16 protein-coding genes and 1 other annotated feature are annotated in these 16,003 nt (G+C 38.8%); all 16 genes read right to left on the bottom strand.

Annotated elements, in window-relative coordinates:
- Positions 1-70: 70 nt before the first annotated feature.
- The gene (locus F0527_RS03835) at positions 71-1,411 is read right to left on the bottom strand and encodes a uracil-xanthine permease family protein (protein ID WP_150283860.1); all 1,341 of its coding nucleotides are present in this window, start codon (positions 1,409-1,411) and stop codon (positions 71-73) included.
- 33 nt (positions 1,412-1,444) lie between these two features.
- Positions 1,445-1,984: a bifunctional pyr operon transcriptional regulator/uracil phosphoribosyltransferase PyrR gene (gene pyrR, locus F0527_RS03830; protein ID WP_066785252.1), complete on the bottom strand. Its 540-nt coding sequence runs from the start codon at positions 1,982-1,984 to the stop codon at positions 1,445-1,447.
- Between the two features lie 211 nt (positions 1,985-2,195).
- Entirely contained in the window at positions 2,196-3,107 is a 912-nt protein-coding gene (locus F0527_RS03825) for an RluA family pseudouridine synthase (RefSeq protein WP_150283859.1), read from the bottom strand.
- Complete coding sequence (gene lspA, locus F0527_RS03820) at positions 3,107-3,583, bottom strand: signal peptidase II (RefSeq protein ID WP_066785246.1); 477 nt, start codon at positions 3,581-3,583, stop codon at positions 3,107-3,109. The genes F0527_RS03825 and lspA overlap by 1 nt, the downstream gene beginning before the upstream one ends.
- A 169-nt stretch (positions 3,584-3,752) precedes the next feature.
- Complete coding sequence (ileS, locus tag F0527_RS03815; RefSeq protein ID WP_150283858.1) at positions 3,753-6,524, bottom strand: isoleucine--tRNA ligase; 2,772 nt, start codon at positions 6,522-6,524, stop codon at positions 3,753-3,755.
- 59 nt (positions 6,525-6,583) lie between these two features.
- Positions 6,584-6,801: a binding site (T-box leader), on the bottom strand.
- 43 nt (positions 6,802-6,844) lie between these two features.
- A complete protein-coding gene (locus F0527_RS03810; protein WP_066785239.1) occupies positions 6,845-7,354 on the bottom strand; it encodes a DivIVA domain-containing protein in 510 nt (169 codons plus the stop codon).
- Positions 7,355-7,443: 89 nt separating this feature from the next.
- Entirely contained in the window at positions 7,444-8,232 is a 789-nt protein-coding gene (locus F0527_RS03805; RefSeq protein WP_150283857.1) for a YlmH family RNA-binding protein, read from the bottom strand.
- Positions 8,233-8,327: 95 nt separating this feature from the next.
- Positions 8,328-8,591 carry a YggT family protein gene (locus F0527_RS03800; protein ID WP_066785234.1) on the bottom strand — a complete coding sequence of 88 codons (264 nt, stop codon included), beginning with the start codon at positions 8,589-8,591 and terminating at the stop codon, positions 8,328-8,330.
- Between the two features lie 16 nt (positions 8,592-8,607).
- Complete coding sequence (locus F0527_RS03795) at positions 8,608-9,120, bottom strand: cell division protein SepF (RefSeq protein WP_066785231.1); 513 nt, start codon at positions 9,118-9,120, stop codon at positions 8,608-8,610.
- Entirely contained in the window at positions 9,104-9,808 is a 705-nt protein-coding gene (locus F0527_RS03790) for a YggS family pyridoxal phosphate-dependent enzyme (RefSeq protein ID WP_150283856.1), read from the bottom strand. The genes F0527_RS03795 and F0527_RS03790 overlap by 17 nt, the downstream gene beginning before the upstream one ends.
- Positions 9,809-10,035: 227 nt before the next feature.
- Positions 10,036-10,272 carry a PRC-barrel domain-containing protein gene (locus F0527_RS03785; RefSeq protein WP_147194253.1) on the bottom strand — a complete coding sequence of 79 codons (237 nt, stop codon included), beginning with the start codon at positions 10,270-10,272 and terminating at the stop codon, positions 10,036-10,038.
- Between the two features lie 301 nt (positions 10,273-10,573).
- Positions 10,574-11,356 (bottom strand): RNA polymerase sporulation sigma factor SigG, encoded by a 783-nt coding sequence (sigG, locus tag F0527_RS03780; protein ID WP_066785222.1) that lies wholly within the window; start codon positions 11,354-11,356, stop codon positions 10,574-10,576.
- Positions 11,357-11,449: 93 nt separating this feature from the next.
- Positions 11,450-12,157 (bottom strand): RNA polymerase sporulation sigma factor SigE, encoded by a 708-nt coding sequence (gene sigE, locus F0527_RS03775; RefSeq protein WP_066785219.1) that lies wholly within the window; start codon positions 12,155-12,157, stop codon positions 11,450-11,452.
- A 114-nt stretch (positions 12,158-12,271) separates the two neighbouring features.
- Positions 12,272-13,114 (bottom strand): sigma-E processing peptidase SpoIIGA, encoded by an 843-nt coding sequence (locus F0527_RS03770; RefSeq protein WP_066785216.1) that lies wholly within the window; start codon positions 13,112-13,114, stop codon positions 12,272-12,274.
- Between the two features lie 185 nt (positions 13,115-13,299).
- Positions 13,300-14,481, bottom strand: coding sequence for a cell division protein FtsZ (gene ftsZ / locus F0527_RS03765; protein ID WP_066785212.1), 1,182 nt, complete (start codon positions 14,479-14,481; stop codon positions 13,300-13,302).
- 51 nt (positions 14,482-14,532) lie between these two features.
- The gene (gene ftsA, locus F0527_RS03760) at positions 14,533-15,816 is read right to left on the bottom strand and encodes a cell division protein FtsA (RefSeq protein ID WP_066785209.1); all 1,284 of its coding nucleotides are present in this window, start codon (positions 15,814-15,816) and stop codon (positions 14,533-14,535) included.
- Positions 15,817-16,003 lie beyond the last annotated feature (187 nt).

Here is a 16,003-nt window from a genome sequence, read left to right as displayed (position 1 = left end):
ATGCATGCTTATCGTATCGAATCACCCTTCTGTGCCTCTCTGGACAACTCTTAAAAGGTATTGCTACAAATTATTCAATTGAACTTTCTTTCATTTCCATCTCTTCTCTTTCCATCTCAAGATCTGGCTGAGCTTTACCTGGTAGTATAAAGTTTAGAAGAACACCAATGATTGCCGCAAGAGCCATGCCTTCAATGGAAAACGTTTGGGTAAATGCTAGCTTTGCTCCGCCAATCCCTAAGATTAAGATGACTGATGCAATCACAAGGTTACGCTTATCATCAAAATCAATCTTATTTTCTACAAGCATGCGCAAACCGCTTGAAGCAATGATCCCGAAGAGCAGGATTGATACACCACCAAGCACTGGTGTAGGAATCGTACCAACAAGTGCCATTAGTTTACCTGAGAATGAAAGGAGGATGGCGAACACTGCCGCACCACCAATTACCCATACGCTAAAGATACGTGTTAATACTAGGACACCGATATTTTCACCATAAGTCGTTTTAGGCGGACCACCAATCAATGAACTGATGAGTGTGCCTAGTCCATCACCAAGCAAGGACCGGTTTAAACCAGGGTCTTTAATGAAATTGCGGTGAACTACTTTTCCTAAAACAAGCTGATGACCTATATGTTCGGAGATTGTCACAATGACAATCGGCACCATTGCCAGCAGCAATGTAGATGTGACATGGAATTCATAATCAACCCCAGGTATCAGGAAGTCTGGCGTTTTAAACCATTTTGCTTCTACTACCTTACTAAAGTTAATGAGATGGGTATGAAACACCGCATCCGAAATCAGTGAAGCAAGATAACCGCCAATCAATCCGATTAGTATCGGCATGGTGCTAATAACACCTTTAAAGAAGTTATTGCATAGGATTGAAATAGCTAGCGTGATTAAACCGATAACAAAGTAGGCTGCGCTATATACTTCTTTGTTGTCTCCCACTGTTTCGTACATCGTCATATGGACAGCAGTTCCTGCAAGCCCTAAACCAATGACCATTATTACGGGCGCCACTACGATAGGCGGCAATAATTTCATAATCCACTTGTATCCTGTTTTCCAAATTAATAAGGATACAATCCCATATACAAGGCCTACCGCCATTGCACCGATCATCGCGCTACCCGGGCCGTCTCCGGTAGCTGATGCTACTTGAATAGGCGCTATAAAGGCAAATGATGATCCAAGGTAAGCCGGTACTTTAAAGCGTGTCACAAGCAAGAATATAATTGTTGCAATCCCACTTGTTAATAAAGCGATGGCTGGTGACAAGCCTGTTAATGTTGGGACAAGGATAGTTGAACCAAACATTGCAAACATATGCTGCAAACTAAGTGTGACTAACTGTCCTCCCGAAGGTTTGTCGTTAATATCCAATACTGCATTTGACATCTCAATATTCCTCACATTCTAAGAAAACTACTGTTATTCGTAAATAGCTACTACGTCTGTTTGATCAGCTTCTACCATGTTAACTTCAATTCTTTCATTGCTAGCCGTAGGAATATTTTTACCTACGAAGTCTGCTCGTATCGGCAATTCTCTATGGCCGCGGTCTACTAAAACCGCCAATTGGATTTGTGATGGTCTGCCAATATCCATCACGGCATCCATTGCTGCTCGTACTGTACGTCCTGTATATAGAACATCATCTACTAAGATGACTTTTTGATTTGATACATCATACGTTATGTCAACGTCTTTCACTAAGGCTTCGCCATTGTCTGTTTTAACTGTTAGATCATCGCGATATAAGGAAATGTCTAATTCACCAGAACGAATTTCTTTTTTCTCAATTAAGTTAATTTTTTCAGCTAATCGTTTGGCCAAAAATGCGCCTCTCGTTTTAATTCCAACAAGGATACATTCATCGATCCCTTCATTGCGTTCAATAATTTCATGTGCAATACGGGTAATCGCCCTATTCATTGCAGCTTGATCTAATAGTTCTGCTTTTTTCTTCATTATGGTTCTCCTTTCGTTGAAATTCTTTGCATAAAAAAACTCTTGAGCGATTGGCCCAAGAGGTTATAGGTATACTGATAGATTGTCAAGTAAGCAGTTACTGCATACGGACTTCACATTCATCGCATCCCTTTTCAGCCTCTCTGGACTGTTCTTAAAGGTGAATATTAACTTTTCACTGCAATTAGTATATGCCCTTACATTGACGTTGTCAATAGTTGCTTTTTAATTCTTTCAAGAGTTCTTGATAATCCTCAGGCAGCGGTGCTTGGAATTCCATATACTCTTTTGTTGTAGGATGAATAAACCCTAAAACGCCTGCATGCAGTGCTTGTCCGCCGAAATCAATCGTTTTCTTTGGTCCGTATTTTGGATCGCCTACTAACGGGTAACCAATATAATTCAAATGCACGCGAATTTGATGTGTTCTTCCAGTTTCAAGTCGGCATTGGATTAACGTATAGTCTACGCCAAATCGATCAGCTACTTGGAAGTGTGTAACTGCGTGTTTTCCTTGATCGACAACTGCCATCTTTTGGCGGTCTTTTTGATCTCGTCCAATTGGTGCGTCAATCGTACCTTTATCATGAGGAATATGTCCATGTACAAGCGCAGTATATCGGCGCGTTACTGTTTTATCAACCAACTGTTGAACAAGTGATTCATGCGCCTTATCATTTTTGGCCACCATCAATAAGCCAGACGTATCTTTATCAATTCGATGCACGATTCCTGGGCGCATCACACCATTAATACCTGAAAGATCTTTGCAATGGTACATCAGACCATTCACCAAAGTCCCTGTCGTATGTCCTGGTGCAGGGTGGACGACCATACCTTTTGGTTTGTTAACTACTAGCACATCACTATCTTCATAAACAATGTCTAAATTAAGATCTTCTGCGATAATTTCTAAAGGTTCAGGTTCAGGCGGTGTTACTGTGATTTCGTCACCCTCCTGGACTTTATATTTGGCTTTGATTGGACTTCCGTTTACAACTACCAGGCCCTCTTGTACAAAACCTTGAATTTGAGTACGTGACCAATCTTGTTGAATAGATGCAAGGGCTTTATCAATACGTTCACCTTGCATTTCATTTGTTATCGTATATGTGACTGACATTACTTCACCTTTTTCTTTTCTATTTTTCCTTCGAAGATTATATATAGTATGAGCATAATAACACCGAATGTTAACGCTGCATCTGCAATATTAAATATAGGGAAATCATAATTAATCACTGGGATAATCACATGTACGAAATCGACTACTTCTCCTCGGAATACTCGGTCAATAAAATTGCCAATTGCTCCGCCCAGCAGCAACATCAAACTCACTTGGAACAGTGGTTTTCCCTTTCCTTCTTTGTGATAATAATAAATGATGCCCAAAATCACAATAATGGTGACTAATGCAAATAACCAAAATTGTCCTTGCAGCATTCCCCATGCTGCTCCGCGATTACGATGGGAATATAGCCCAAAATAAGGATCGATTAGTGAGATGCTCTCTCCATATTTCATATTCTCCACAATGCTCCATTTTGACAACTGATCAAGTATAATGACCAAAATCGCTATACCATAATATTTGTACATGGCAAACCCTCCGTTTACTGGCGAATCTAACCTATTCTATCATATAATAGACGCAAGAGAAAAACACACCATACATTCAAGTTAAAAATCCTTATATTGCTTGATTCATGACAACGATTAAATGCAAAAAGCCGCTCACATTTCGTGAACGGCTTTTTGCTTACTGCCATTATTCAGCTTCGCTATAGTAATTCTCCACTACATCTGCACAATGTGCGCAAAGTGTTGGGTGAGCAGGATTTTCGCCAACTGTCTTTGAAATCGTCCAGCAGCGTTCGCATTTTTCGCCTTCTGCTTTTTCGACTACAACAGCAACATTTTCAACTTTCACTGCATCTGCAGGTGCGTTATCAACAACACCGCCTACAACAAATTCTGATACAATGTTCAACTGTGCAAAATTAATTTGTGGATCTTGTAAAAGAGTAACCTTTTGTTCATCACCGAAGACTGTTACTTTTGCTTCTAATGATTTCCCGATTGTTTTCGCATTACGAGCTTCTTCTAAAGCTTTTAATACTGTGTTTCGAATCGCCATAACAGAAGTCCATTTTTCTGATAGTTGTTCGAAATTTTCTTTTTGAACAGCATCAGGCATATCTGTCAATTGGACGCTTTCAGCATCAGCATAGCTTAGATAAGACCATATTTCATCTGTTGTATGTGGAATGATTGGCGTTAATAATTTCAATAACGCGTTTAATGTATCATACATCACAGATTGCATTGCACGGCGCGGCTGAGCATCTGCACCTTCGATATATACAACATCTTTTGCAATATCCAAATAGAATGAACTTAGCTCTGCTGCTACAAAGTTGTTGATTGCTTTATAAACAGTCGCAAATTCATAACGATCGTATGCATCACGTACTGTTTGAATCAGCTTTTGTAGCTCCATGTACATATATTGGTCGACTTCACGTAAATTTTCATATGATACATAGTCTTGTTCTGGGTTAAAGTCATGTAAATTACCATGTAAGAACTTTAATGTATTACGGATCTTACGATACACTTCTGACACTTGTTTCAGCATATCCATTGAAATACGCACGTCTGCTGTATAGTCAACAGAAGCTACCCATAGACGTAAAATATCTGCTCCGTATTGGTTCATCACTTTACTTGGCGCAATGATATTGCCAAGCGATTTACTCATTTTTCTTCCATCTCCATCAAGTACAAAGCCGTGTGAAAGCAAACCTTTGTACGGCGCATGGCCGTTGATAGCTACAGAAGTGATAAGTGAAGAGTTAAACCAACCGCGATATTGGTCAGAGCCTTCTAAATACAAGTCTGCAGGGTAACGTAGTTCAGGTCGTTCAACTAATACACCTTGGTGAGATGAACCAGAGTCGAACCATACATCCATAATGTCTGTCTCTTTCGTGAATTCTCCATTTGGCGATCCCTCATGCGTGAATCCTTCTGGAAGCAATTCTTTCGCTGTTTTTTGGAACCAAATATTTGAGCCATGCTCACGGAATAATTTTTGTACGTGTGAGATGGTTTCTTCAGTGATAATTCCTTCCCCGTTCTCCGCATAGAAGACTGGAATTGGCACGCCCCATGCACGCTGACGTGAAATACACCAGTCTCCGCGGTCGCGAATCATGTTATACAGGCGAGTTTCACCCCATACTGGCGTAAAATTCGTGTCACGGATAGCTTGAAGCAACTCTGGACGGAATTTATCAATAGATGCAAACCATTGTGGTGTAGCACGGAAAATAACAGGTTTTTTTGTACGCCAATCGTGCGGATATGAGTGTTCAAAGAATGTAAGATTTAATAACGCGCCAGCTTCATCCAATTTTTCGCAGATCGGTTTATTCGCTTTATCGTAGAACATACCAGCAAACTCGCCTGCATCTTCTGTTAAGCAGCCTTTATGATCTACAACTGATAAAGTTTCTAGTCCATAACGCTTACCGACTTGATAGTCATCTTCACCATGGCCAGGTGCTGTATGAACACAACCAGTACCTGCATCTAGCGTTACATGGTCGCCTAGCATAACAAGTGATTCACGATCAAATAGAGGATGTTTCGCCGTTACATTTTCAAGGTCCGTCCCTTTGATTTCTCGATCGATTTCAGGATTTTCCCAGCCTAGCTTCTCAGCTACCGCTTCAAGCAATCCTTTGGCAATAATGTATTTTTGATCATTCTCTTTTACAACTACATACGTATATTCAGGATTTACAGAAATACCTAGGTTCGCAGGAATCGTCCAAGGTGTTGTCGTCCAAATAATGAATTTTTCCCTTGCATTTACTACACCTTTTCCATCTAAAACATCAAAAGCAACATAAATAGAAGGAGATTTAATATCTTTATATTCGATCTCTGCTTCTGCTAAAGCAGATTCGCTTGAAGGAGACCAATACACTGGTTTTAATCCTTTATAGATATAGCCTTTTTTAGCCATATCGCCAAACACGCCAATTTGGCGCGCTTCGAATTCCGGTTTCAAAGTGATATATGGGTTTTCCCAATCACCGCGAACTCCAATGCGTTTAAATTGCTCACGTTGGCGTTCTACTTGTTCGTATGCATACTCTTTACATAATTCACGGAATTCCGCTACGGTCATTTTCTTGCGGTCAACGCCTTTATTTGTTAAAGCTTGCTCGATTGGAAGACCGTGAGTATCCCAGCCCGGTACATATGGTGAATAGTGCCCAGTCATAGAACGATGGCGGTTTACCATGTCTTTTAATACTTTATTGAGCGCATGACCCATATGGATATCACCATTTGCATAAGGAGGGCCGTCATGCAAGATGAAAGCTGGGCGATCTTTCGTACGTTCTAGAACTTTTGTATAGATGTCCATATCCTTCCACTTATCTTGAATTTTCGGCTCGTTGTTTGGTAGATTTCCGCGCATAGGGAAATCTGTTTTTGGCATTAACAGGGTATTTTTATAATCCATTTTTATTCCTCCTTGATTACTTGAAACTCATTTTTAAAATAAAAAAACTCCTCATCCCAAAAAGGGACGAGGAGGATATTTCTCGCGGTACCACCCTAGTTGCGCTGTAAAAGCGCCGCTTAAGACACCTTAACGCGGTGTTGACGAGATTGCCTACTTCCCTTTCAACAATCTAGTTCAGGAGTGATTTTCTTTTATAAGCGTTTCGTTTAGGCTCCCACTATCCCTAAATCGCTAGACGGCACTTATAACGTACTCTCTCCATCATTACTTTTATATATGATGACATTATAGTTAAAATGGACGCTTCCAGTCAAGTACTAATCCTGCGGCAGGTCCAAATGCTCTAATTCTGCGGTATCCACTTCATATTCCATTAAATGATCCCAATCATCTGATTGAATTAAATCCAATTGAGCTTCGACAATCATTTTGAAACGATTGCGGAAGACTTTTGATTGCTTTTTCAATTCTTCGATTTCCATTGCGATGCGGCGAGCTTTGGAAAGGGCTTCATTGACTATACGATCCGCGTTTTTTTCAGCTTCTTTGACAATTAGCTTTGCTTCTTTTTGAGAGTTTCGACGGACTTCTTCTGCTGCTTCTTGTGCAATGACAATTGACTTTTGCAACGTTTCTTCAATTGAGTTATAGTGCCCAATCTGTTCGTTGCTTGAAAGAAGTTTATTCTCAAGCTCCTTTTTTTCTTTTAGCACTATTTCATAATCTTTAATAACTTGTTCTAGAAACTCATTTACTTCATCTTCATTATATCCTCTAAAGCCGCGACTAAATTCTTTATTATGTATATCAAGTGGCGATAATGGCATGATTTGCACCTCTCCTTAACTACATTTACTCATTATTATACATTTCTCTATTTGGAAGTTCACTCAAATTCTGCATTTTTATAAGAAATTTACGATTTTCGGTCCATTTTCCCTACTTTCATGCGGTATTTATCTTTTTTTGTCTTACCTTCGATTGATTGAATGATAAAGCGGCCGAGTCCTCTTATGGATATCAAATCAGATTCTTGCAATTCGAAAGAAACTTGTTCACATAGGGCAAAATTCACTTTTACTTTTCCTCCATTGATGAACGCAGCTGCTTTCTGGCGCGAGATTGGATAAACAGAAGCTATGACAGTATCTAAACGTAAAGAACTTGTTGTTGTTGACTGCTCTTTCCAATCGGCATCAGGAGGCAATAAAGTATCAGACGTAGGCAATTGCCCCACCTCTACCTTAGCTTGACCAACGCTAATCAGATTGAGCCTCACATATTCAAACACTTCTTTGGCCACAACAAATTGAACAGTTTCTGGGCCCACACGTATGTCGCCAAACTTAGAGCGCTCAAGTCCAATGGATAATAAGGCGCCCAGTACATCTGGATGTTTTAAATGAACAAATTTCGAAGGATAGCTAAGTTGACAAATAACTAGGTTGAAATCTTCTTCTGACGGTAAAAAGTAATCTGGATAAATGAGAGCTCTTTGTCGCTCCGCTCCATCAAATAAACCACTCATAGAAACTTGTATATCGCCATTCTTCCCAATAATATTGTGGACAATCTGACTCATGCGTGGATCTAAAAAATCGGTTAGCCTTGGCGCATACTGATCCTCCACTTCTTTTTTCCACCCGATTACTTGTTCGATAAAGGCTCTCTCCGATGGCCTGAAATGTTGAAATACATCTTCCATTGTAGTGTCTCCCTTTTAATTTCTTATCTAACAAAAAAGCCCCACACTCGGGTGGTGGCAACTTGTAAAAGAGAGCCCTTTTAAGGGGCCCTTTTTTAAAACACTATATAGCTAAGTACATAAAATATTCCTGTTTGAATTAAATTTAATGCAATTAGCGCCACAATCGGTGATACATCAATCATGCCAATTGGTGGTATGAACTTTCTAAAGAAATCCAGATAAGGATCACATATTTTAGCTAAAAATCTTCCTACAGCTGACTCATACGCTGAAGGAATCCAAGACATCAAAATGTAGATAATTAATGCAATGGAATAGAACTCAAAAAAAACCTTCACTATTGTAAATGGTAGCATGAACAATTATTCTCCTCTATTGATCGTCATATAAGTATTCTGATATATTTCCGTCCACTTCCATGTTATCAGGCGTACATAAGAATATATCTTTGCCGATCTTTTTAATATCTCCACCAAGGGCAAAAATCGTTCCGCTGATAAAATCGATAATTCTCATACCCTGATCGCGTTCAATCCTTTGCAGGTTTACAACCACTGCCCGCTTATTTTTTAGATTGTCAGCAATATCTTGCGCCTCTGAATAGACTCTCGGCTCTGATAACACGAGCTTTGAAGTCTTTTGTGTAATACTAACGAGGTTCGGGACATTTGACGGATAATCAACTTGTTTTTGACGTTCCTTCATAGACTGCTTCTTAACAGCTGCAGGTCTATTAACGATTGGTGGCTGTACTTGTTGCTGTCTTGCTTGTTGTTGCGGCACAGCTTGCTGGCGTATCGGTTCTTTGCGTACGGCCTGTTCTTCTACGTATTCTTCTTCCTCTTCTAAATAGAAAAAGTTTTTGATTTTATCCTTCACCTTCATTAAAAGTCCCTTCTTTCGTACCAACTAGAGCTGTGCCAATACGGACAAATGTCGCTCCCTCTTCAATGGCAATCTCATAATCATTCGACATTCCCATTGAAAGTTCGGTGCATGGTGCATAGCTATATCCTTTACTAGCAATCTCTAACTGTAAATTTTTTAATGATTTGAATACACTGCGAATAATTGCTTCATTTTCAGTATTAGGTGCCATTGTCATTAAACCGACGATGCGAATATGAGGGAATATTGATAGTTGCTCTATAAAAGGCAGAACTTCCTCTGGCGTTAAACCATGTTTGGAATCCTCACCAGATACATTCACCTGCACAAAACAATCGACATTAGAATCTGCACGTTTATCTATTTCCTCAGCTAGGCTAATGCGGTCGAGGGAATGTAAGTAATCAATCTGATTGATTACTTTACGGACTTTTCTAGTTTGCAAAGAACCAATATAATGCCATGTTGCATTATTTTTAATCTCAACCTGCTTATCTAATAAACCCTCAGGACGATTTTCTCCTAAATGGGTCAGCCCTACCTCTATTGCCTCTTTGGTCCGAGCTGTTGAAACTTGCTTTGTAACAGCAATTATCGTAATATCGCTAAGTTTTCTGCCAGCCTTTTTGCAAGCATCTTCCATTCTTTTTTGGATATCATGTAAATTATTTATTATTGAATTCATGTTAGCCTCGACTTTTCAAAAAATCTTGTATCCCACTTAAGGGTTTTTATTATCACATCAAAATTTTAATATAAATAAAGAGTAAATTAGGATAGAAATATCGGTCTCAAATCCCAATATACTTACACTTCCAAGCAGTTGGAGTTTTAAAGTAACTACCGCTTGAAATTTAACTTTACCCTATTGTATCAAGCCTTTTGGTAATTATCAATGAATAGCCGAATTCTTCAATCTAATCCTTTAACTAGGATGACATCCTTCCCTACCACTACTATATCCTTTATTGGTATTTTTAAAGCTTCTTTATGGCCTGAATTGAAAGAAATGAATTTTTTAGGTTCTGCCACGACAAACGCTTCAACATACCCTGTGTCTTTTTGGACAACTGCATCTTCCACATATCCTAAAAACCGTCCACTATTTGCCGCAATAATCTCTTTTCGTTGAATATCCGAAAAACGCATTCAGTTTCCCCCTTTTTATATTAAGAGCGGGTTCATGCATACTATTCAGTAATATTTGTTGAATCTGCATGAAAAGATTAACTCCTATATGTATATATATATGAAAAAGAAGCACCATTCTTGATATGGATGCTTCTTATAATTTTATCTTGTATGGGCGCCTATATTCCTCAACACAAAAAATGTAGTGGCAACAGTCCGCCTAGATCCAAGATGAATCTCTATACATGACCAATAGGAACGCTATCCATCAGCAAGGAATTCTTTCTAATTCACTGATGGAAGCATTGCATCTTAGCAATCAATTCTTTTCGCTTGCATGCTCTTGAATGGTTTTTAGCGCGCTTTTTTCTAGCCTTGAGATTTGGGCTTGAGAGATGCCTAGATCTTTGGCTATTTCTGTTTGAGTATGACCATAATAATATCGTTTTGAGAGAATATTTTGTTGTCTTTTATCCAATTTCTGAACTTCTTCTTTAATTGAAACATAAGTTAGCCAGCGATCTTCCGATACACTTTGATCCTTTAATTGATCCATCATATAAACTGGATCTCCACCATCAGAATAAATTGGCTCATGAAGAGACATGGGTTCTTGGATAGCATCAAGTGCAAACAATATGTCTTCTTGGGGTAATCCTGTCATACGAGCCAAATCAGTTAGTGTAGGCTCCCGCAATTCTTCTGTGAGGAACTGTTCCTTTGCTTGCATTGCTTTATAAGCAATATCTCGTAAAGATCTAGATACGCGTACCGGATGGTGGTCTCTTAAGTGTCTTCTAATTTCACCGATAATCATAGGTACTGCATATGTTGAAAATCGTACATTATGCGAGAGGTCAAAGTGGTCGATTGACTTTAATAGCCCAATACAGCCTACTTGAAACAAATCATCAGCCTGTTCCCCTCGATATGCAAATCGGCCGACAATGCTTAACACTAACCGTAAATTCCCCATCACAAGTTGTTCTCTTACTTCTTCCTGACCACTTTGCAATGCGACAAATAACTCCCGCATTTCTTCATGCTTCAATACAGGTAAAGTGGATGTATCAACACCACAAATTTCAACTTTTGTTCGCATAATCTGCCTCCCGGATGCTTAATCACTGTTAGTAAATTAAGTGTGTCCGTCCGGGATAATTATATGCGTGATTTTTCTTACCAATTTCAACCGTTAAGACGTTAATTGATTTAAATGCGTACGCAATTCATGAATGATTTTTTTCTCTAAACGAGAAATGTAGGATTGAGAAATGCCTAAATGATCCGCTACTTCCTTTTGCGTCATCTCTTCTTTTCCCGCTAAGCCAAAACGACATTCCATAATATATCGTTCTCTTTCCTCTAATTTTTGAATGGCGTGAAACATATATTGACGTTCGATTTTCTTTTCCACGTCATCTGTAATTAGGTTTTCTTCTGTGCCTAAAATATCGGATAACAATAATTCATTTCCATCTCCATCAGAATTTAGCGGTTCATCTAAAGACACTTCACCTTTCATACGGCTTGTTTTTCGCAAATGCATCAAGATTTCATTTTCTATACACCTTGAGGCATATGTAGCTAATTTAATTTTTTTATCAGCATTAAATGTTTCAATTGCTTTAATAAGGCCGATTGAACCAATGCTAATTAAATCCTCAATAGGTGTTTTCGCATTATCGAATCTTCTTGCAATATATACAACAAGTCTTAAATTATGCTCAATTAGCACATCTCTTGCATGCATATCGCCATTTTTAAAGGCCAAAATCATTTCTTGTTCTTCTTCTTTCTTTAAGGGTGTCGGCAATGATTCATGACTGCCAATATAAAATGTCCCCGTCGCTCTAAACCTAGCAATTACTTCTGTTAGCCAACGCCATAATCGTAAAAACATTTAAATGCCCTCCCGTTCGTAAGATTGAAGTATATGGTGAAACTTTATTCAAGCTTCTTCTTTTTTTAGTACATTGAAATCTGCTATAGCTATGCTGAAGAGTTGTAGTTTGCATTAAATACTGCCAACCCTCGATAAGGCGGTGAAGTGTAAGATTGCATCTGTCTCTTGTGGAAAATGAGTATTTTGCAGAGTTATGATTAAAAAGCCCGGAGCGATGGAGTGATGCTTGCCTTTTATTATTTGCCACTGGTCGTATTTAAGCGCAAGACTATATGTTTTCTTCTCTTGAACAGTTGTAATCGGAATGACTGCAACTTTCTTTTTATATTCATTTGGAAACATATCTAAATTATATGGATCGTTAACATCCCAATTATGCAATGCAATTTTTAAGTGTTCAGGCATTGATTGTTCGATAGCTTGATAACGCACAAAATGAACAGGACGCCCTGATAATGGTTCAACAGTCGTATTGCCAGTGTCAATAAAACATTTTAAAGAAACATCTATCTCACCTAATTGAACTTTACACCATTGGACAAGTTGCTGTTGAAGGCGATCTCCCGTAAAGGCAAATAACCGGCTTTTTAAAATAAATAAACTAAATGAGGCAACAACTCCTGCTATTAGCATCAGTATAATAACTGAACGTCCAATTAATAATGGCTCAAGGGCTGTAAAAAGACCTCCTGCAAATAATGCAGCAATGAAACACATCAGAGCAGTTTTCCAAAGTTGGCGAATATGAAATCCAAAGGCAAGAATCATCATCAGTAAAAATGCGACGACCATCATGAGAAACTGGTGGCCAAATATGACAATCCATGCACCAGCAAATAATGCGCTACCCATTAATCGTATTTTCTTTTTTCCCATATAACAGATTGAGTTGGTAAAAGAAAGAATAACGTAATTAAAAATGGCATTTATTAATATTAATACCTCACCATACAATTCACCACCTCCCGCCTATTACCGCCTATTAACAACATACCATAGACAGATTTCAAAAATTGTCAAAAGGTGAAAGGTAAACAGGTGAAATTTCCGACATAAAGGGGCATTTTTTTAATTTCAGCATAAAAAAACTGTAGGCAAACACGAGGGATTTCATGTTTGCCTACAGTTTTTTATGCTATTTAACGGCGTCTATTGCGATTACGCAAGAACGTTGGGATATCTAGACCTTCTTCTTGATTATTTGATTGGTAAGAAGTGTTTTGTTGTTGTCTTGGCGCCTCTTTCATTGTGTTCGCCATTTCTTCAGTACGCACTTCACGATTCGGCATTTGCTGCATTGGTTGTTGCTGACGTGGTGCACTCATACCGCCTCGGTTTGTATTACGGCCTTCAAATTGTTGTACTTCATCTTCTGTAAATTCTGTTGCAATGACTGTAACAACAATTTCGTCTTTTAAGTTATCATTAATGACAGCACCGAAGATAATGTTTACATCTTCATCAGAAGCAGATGAAACGATATCTGCCGCTTCTTGTACTTCGTATAAGCTTAAATTAGATCCGCCTGTCATATTCATCAGGACACCCTTCGCCCCATGAATAGATGTTTCAAGCAATGGACTTGAAATTGCTTTTTTCGCAGCTTCTACAGCGCGTGTTTCACCTGATGCGATACCAATACCCATTAAAGCAGAGCCTTTATTGGACATGATTGTTTTGACATCGGCAAAGTCTAAGTTGATTAAACCAGGGACAGCGATTAAATCTGAAATCCCTTGGACACCTTGACGAAGTACGTTATCCGCTTCACGGAAAGCTTCAAGCATTGGTGTATTTTTATCAACAATTTCTAACAAGCGATCATTTGGAATAACAATTAACGTATCAACTGCTTCTTTCATCGAGGATGTACCGGAAACAGCTTGTTTTTGACGTTTTTTCCCTTCAAAAGAGAATGGACGTGTAACAACGCCAACTGTTAATGCGCCAATATCACGAGCGATTTGGGCAATAACAGGAGCTGCGCCTGTACCTGTACCGCCGCCCATGCCGGCAGTAACAAATACCATATCCGCACCGCTAAGTGCTTCTTCAATTTGTTCTTTGCTTTCCTCTGCTGCTTTTTTTCCTACTTCTGGGTTAGCACCTGCGCCAAGTCCGCGAGTAGATTTTGCACCAATTTGCAATTTAACTTCTGCATTTGATAGTTTTAATGCCTGTGCATCTGTATTCACGGCGATAAATTCTACCCCTTGCACTCCATGTTCAATCATTCGGTTGACTGCATTGTTACCGCCGCCGCCAACACCGATCACTTTAATTACAGCTAGTGAATCGTCATTTGTTTCAAATTCTAACATCCTAATTCCTCCTAGTTCAGCTATTAGTGTGTAGGGAAAATCGCCTATATATTATTCTAAGAATTTATTAAAGAACCCTTTTACTTTTGTAAGTACACCATCTCTATGTTCTTCCGTTTCATAGGATGCTTGTTTTTTGGGCTGTTCTACATGAGTGTCATATGGCACATTGCCTAGCGGATTATTATCGCTTACCTCATGGTTGAATTGCGATTCCTTATACGCATAGCGAATTAAATTTACAGCGGACGTATATTCAGGTTCTCTTACTCCTATATAATCAGGTGTATAAATCTTTACACTTGTCTGCAATACATGGCGTGCTAATTGAGGAAGGCCTTCTAATTTCGCAACACCGCCAGTCAAAACAACACCACCCGGCAAGTCTTGAATCCCCATCCGATACAATTCATCTATAATTAAATCGAAAAGTTCTTCTAGTCTTACACCTATAATTTCGGATATGTATCTTTGACTATACTGTTCTTTTGTATCTGCTCCTATAACTGGTACTTCAAACAATTCATCATCAGAAGCATCATCATAATAAGCATGACCATATTCACGCTTAATCTTTTCTGCTTGTTCTGTTGGTGTTTTCAAAACGATTGATAAATCCTTCGTCAGATGATCGCCGCCAACAGGGATCATGGCTGTTCCAGTAAAATGTCCTTCTTCAAATACAGCAATAGTTGTAGAACCGCCGCCGATATCAACAAAAGCGGTACCTCTGTTGCGCTCATCCTCAGTAAGTGCAAATTCACCAGATGCTAATGGCTGCAAATAAATTTGTTGAATCTCTAGACCAGCCTTTTCAACGCAACGCAGTACATTGTGCAAGACTGTTTTAGATGTGGTAATCATCGTTCCGTCCATTTCTAAACGGATTCCGATCATACCTCTTGGATCCTTAATTCCGTCTAAGCCATCAACAATGTACTGAGTTGGTACAATGTTGATTAATTCTCGATCTGGCGGGATAGACATCAGTTGTGCTGATTCCATCACACGATCCAAATCTAAATCTGTGATTTCTCGGTTTTCGCTATTTACTGCCACAACGCCTTTAACAGCATGTAATTGTACTTGGTTTGCTGGAATACCTAAGATGACTTTATTGATAGTCATTCCTACCATTCTTTCAGCTTGATCTACTGCTTTTTTAATAGATTGGACTGTAGCATCTATATCTACAATGCTTCCTCTTCGGATACCTACCGATTTGACATTACCTACACCTATTACATGCACAGTCTCATCATTAACTTCTCCAATTAGCACTTTTACAGAAGAAGAACCAATATCTAGTGAAACATATAATTCTGAATGACTCAAACTGTGGCACCTCCTTCAATAACTCTTATGATTATTCTATTGTAAAATGTTAAACTTGTCTAAATAAATTCATGATTGACATACGAAAATCCTTCTATTCACCTGTTTTTTTTACTATATAAAACGGATTCATACACCATACACTTTAATTCCCCATTCACATAATAGGAAACTCTTCACCTATAAA

Origin of the sequence: Rummeliibacillus sp. TYF-LIM-RU47 (genome assembly GCF_008638315.1) — a bacterium.
Lineage (GTDB): Bacteria > Bacillota > Bacilli > Bacillales_A > Planococcaceae > Rummeliibacillus > Rummeliibacillus stabekisii.
Note: the sequence above shows the minus strand (reverse complement) of the source record. Positions and strands in the feature narration are given on the sequence as shown.

What these genes read in the sequence shown, in the direction of transcription:
- sigG (WP_066785222.1), bottom strand. Translation starts at nt 11,356, where the DNA reads ATGCGAACAAAAGTTGAAATTTGTGGTGTTGATACATCCACTTTACCT.
- sigE (WP_066785219.1), bottom strand. Translation starts at nt 12,157, where the DNA reads ATGTTTTTACGATTATGGCGTTGGCTAACAGAAGTAATTGCTAGGTTT.
- F0527_RS03785 (WP_147194253.1), bottom strand. Translation starts at nt 10,272, where the DNA reads ATGCGTTTTTCGGATATTCAACGAAAAGAGATTATTGCGGCAAATAGT.
- lspA (WP_066785246.1), bottom strand. Translation starts at nt 3,583, where the DNA reads ATGTACAAATATTATGGTATAGCGATTTTGGTCATTATACTTGATCAG.
- F0527_RS03835 (WP_150283860.1), bottom strand. Translation starts at nt 1,411, where the DNA reads ATGTCAAATGCAGTATTGGATATTAACGACAAACCTTCGGGAGGACAG.
- ileS (WP_150283858.1), bottom strand. Translation starts at nt 6,524, where the DNA reads ATGGATTATAAAAATACCCTGTTAATGCCAAAAACAGATTTCCCTATG.
- ftsZ (WP_066785212.1), bottom strand. Translation starts at nt 14,481, where the DNA reads ATGTTAGAATTTGAAACAAATGACGATTCACTAGCTGTAATTAAAGTG.
- F0527_RS03795 (WP_066785231.1), bottom strand. Translation starts at nt 9,120, where the DNA reads ATGAAGGTGAAGGATAAAATCAAAAACTTTTTCTATTTAGAAGAGGAA.
- F0527_RS03800 (WP_066785234.1), bottom strand. Translation starts at nt 8,591, where the DNA reads ATGCTACCATTTACAATAGTGAAGGTTTTTTTTGAGTTCTATTCCATT.
- F0527_RS03825 (WP_150283859.1), bottom strand. Translation starts at nt 3,107, where the DNA reads ATGTCAGTCACATATACGATAACAAATGAAATGCAAGGTGAACGTATT.
- F0527_RS03805 (WP_150283857.1), bottom strand. Translation starts at nt 8,232, where the DNA reads ATGGAAGATGTATTTCAACATTTCAGGCCATCGGAGAGAGCCTTTATC.
- pyrR (WP_066785252.1), bottom strand. Translation starts at nt 1,984, where the DNA reads ATGAAGAAAAAAGCAGAACTATTAGATCAAGCTGCAATGAATAGGGCG.
- F0527_RS03790 (WP_150283856.1), bottom strand. Translation starts at nt 9,808, where the DNA reads ATGAATTCAATAATAAATAATTTACATGATATCCAAAAAAGAATGGAA.
- F0527_RS03810 (WP_066785239.1), bottom strand. Translation starts at nt 7,354, where the DNA reads ATGCCATTATCGCCACTTGATATACATAATAAAGAATTTAGTCGCGGC.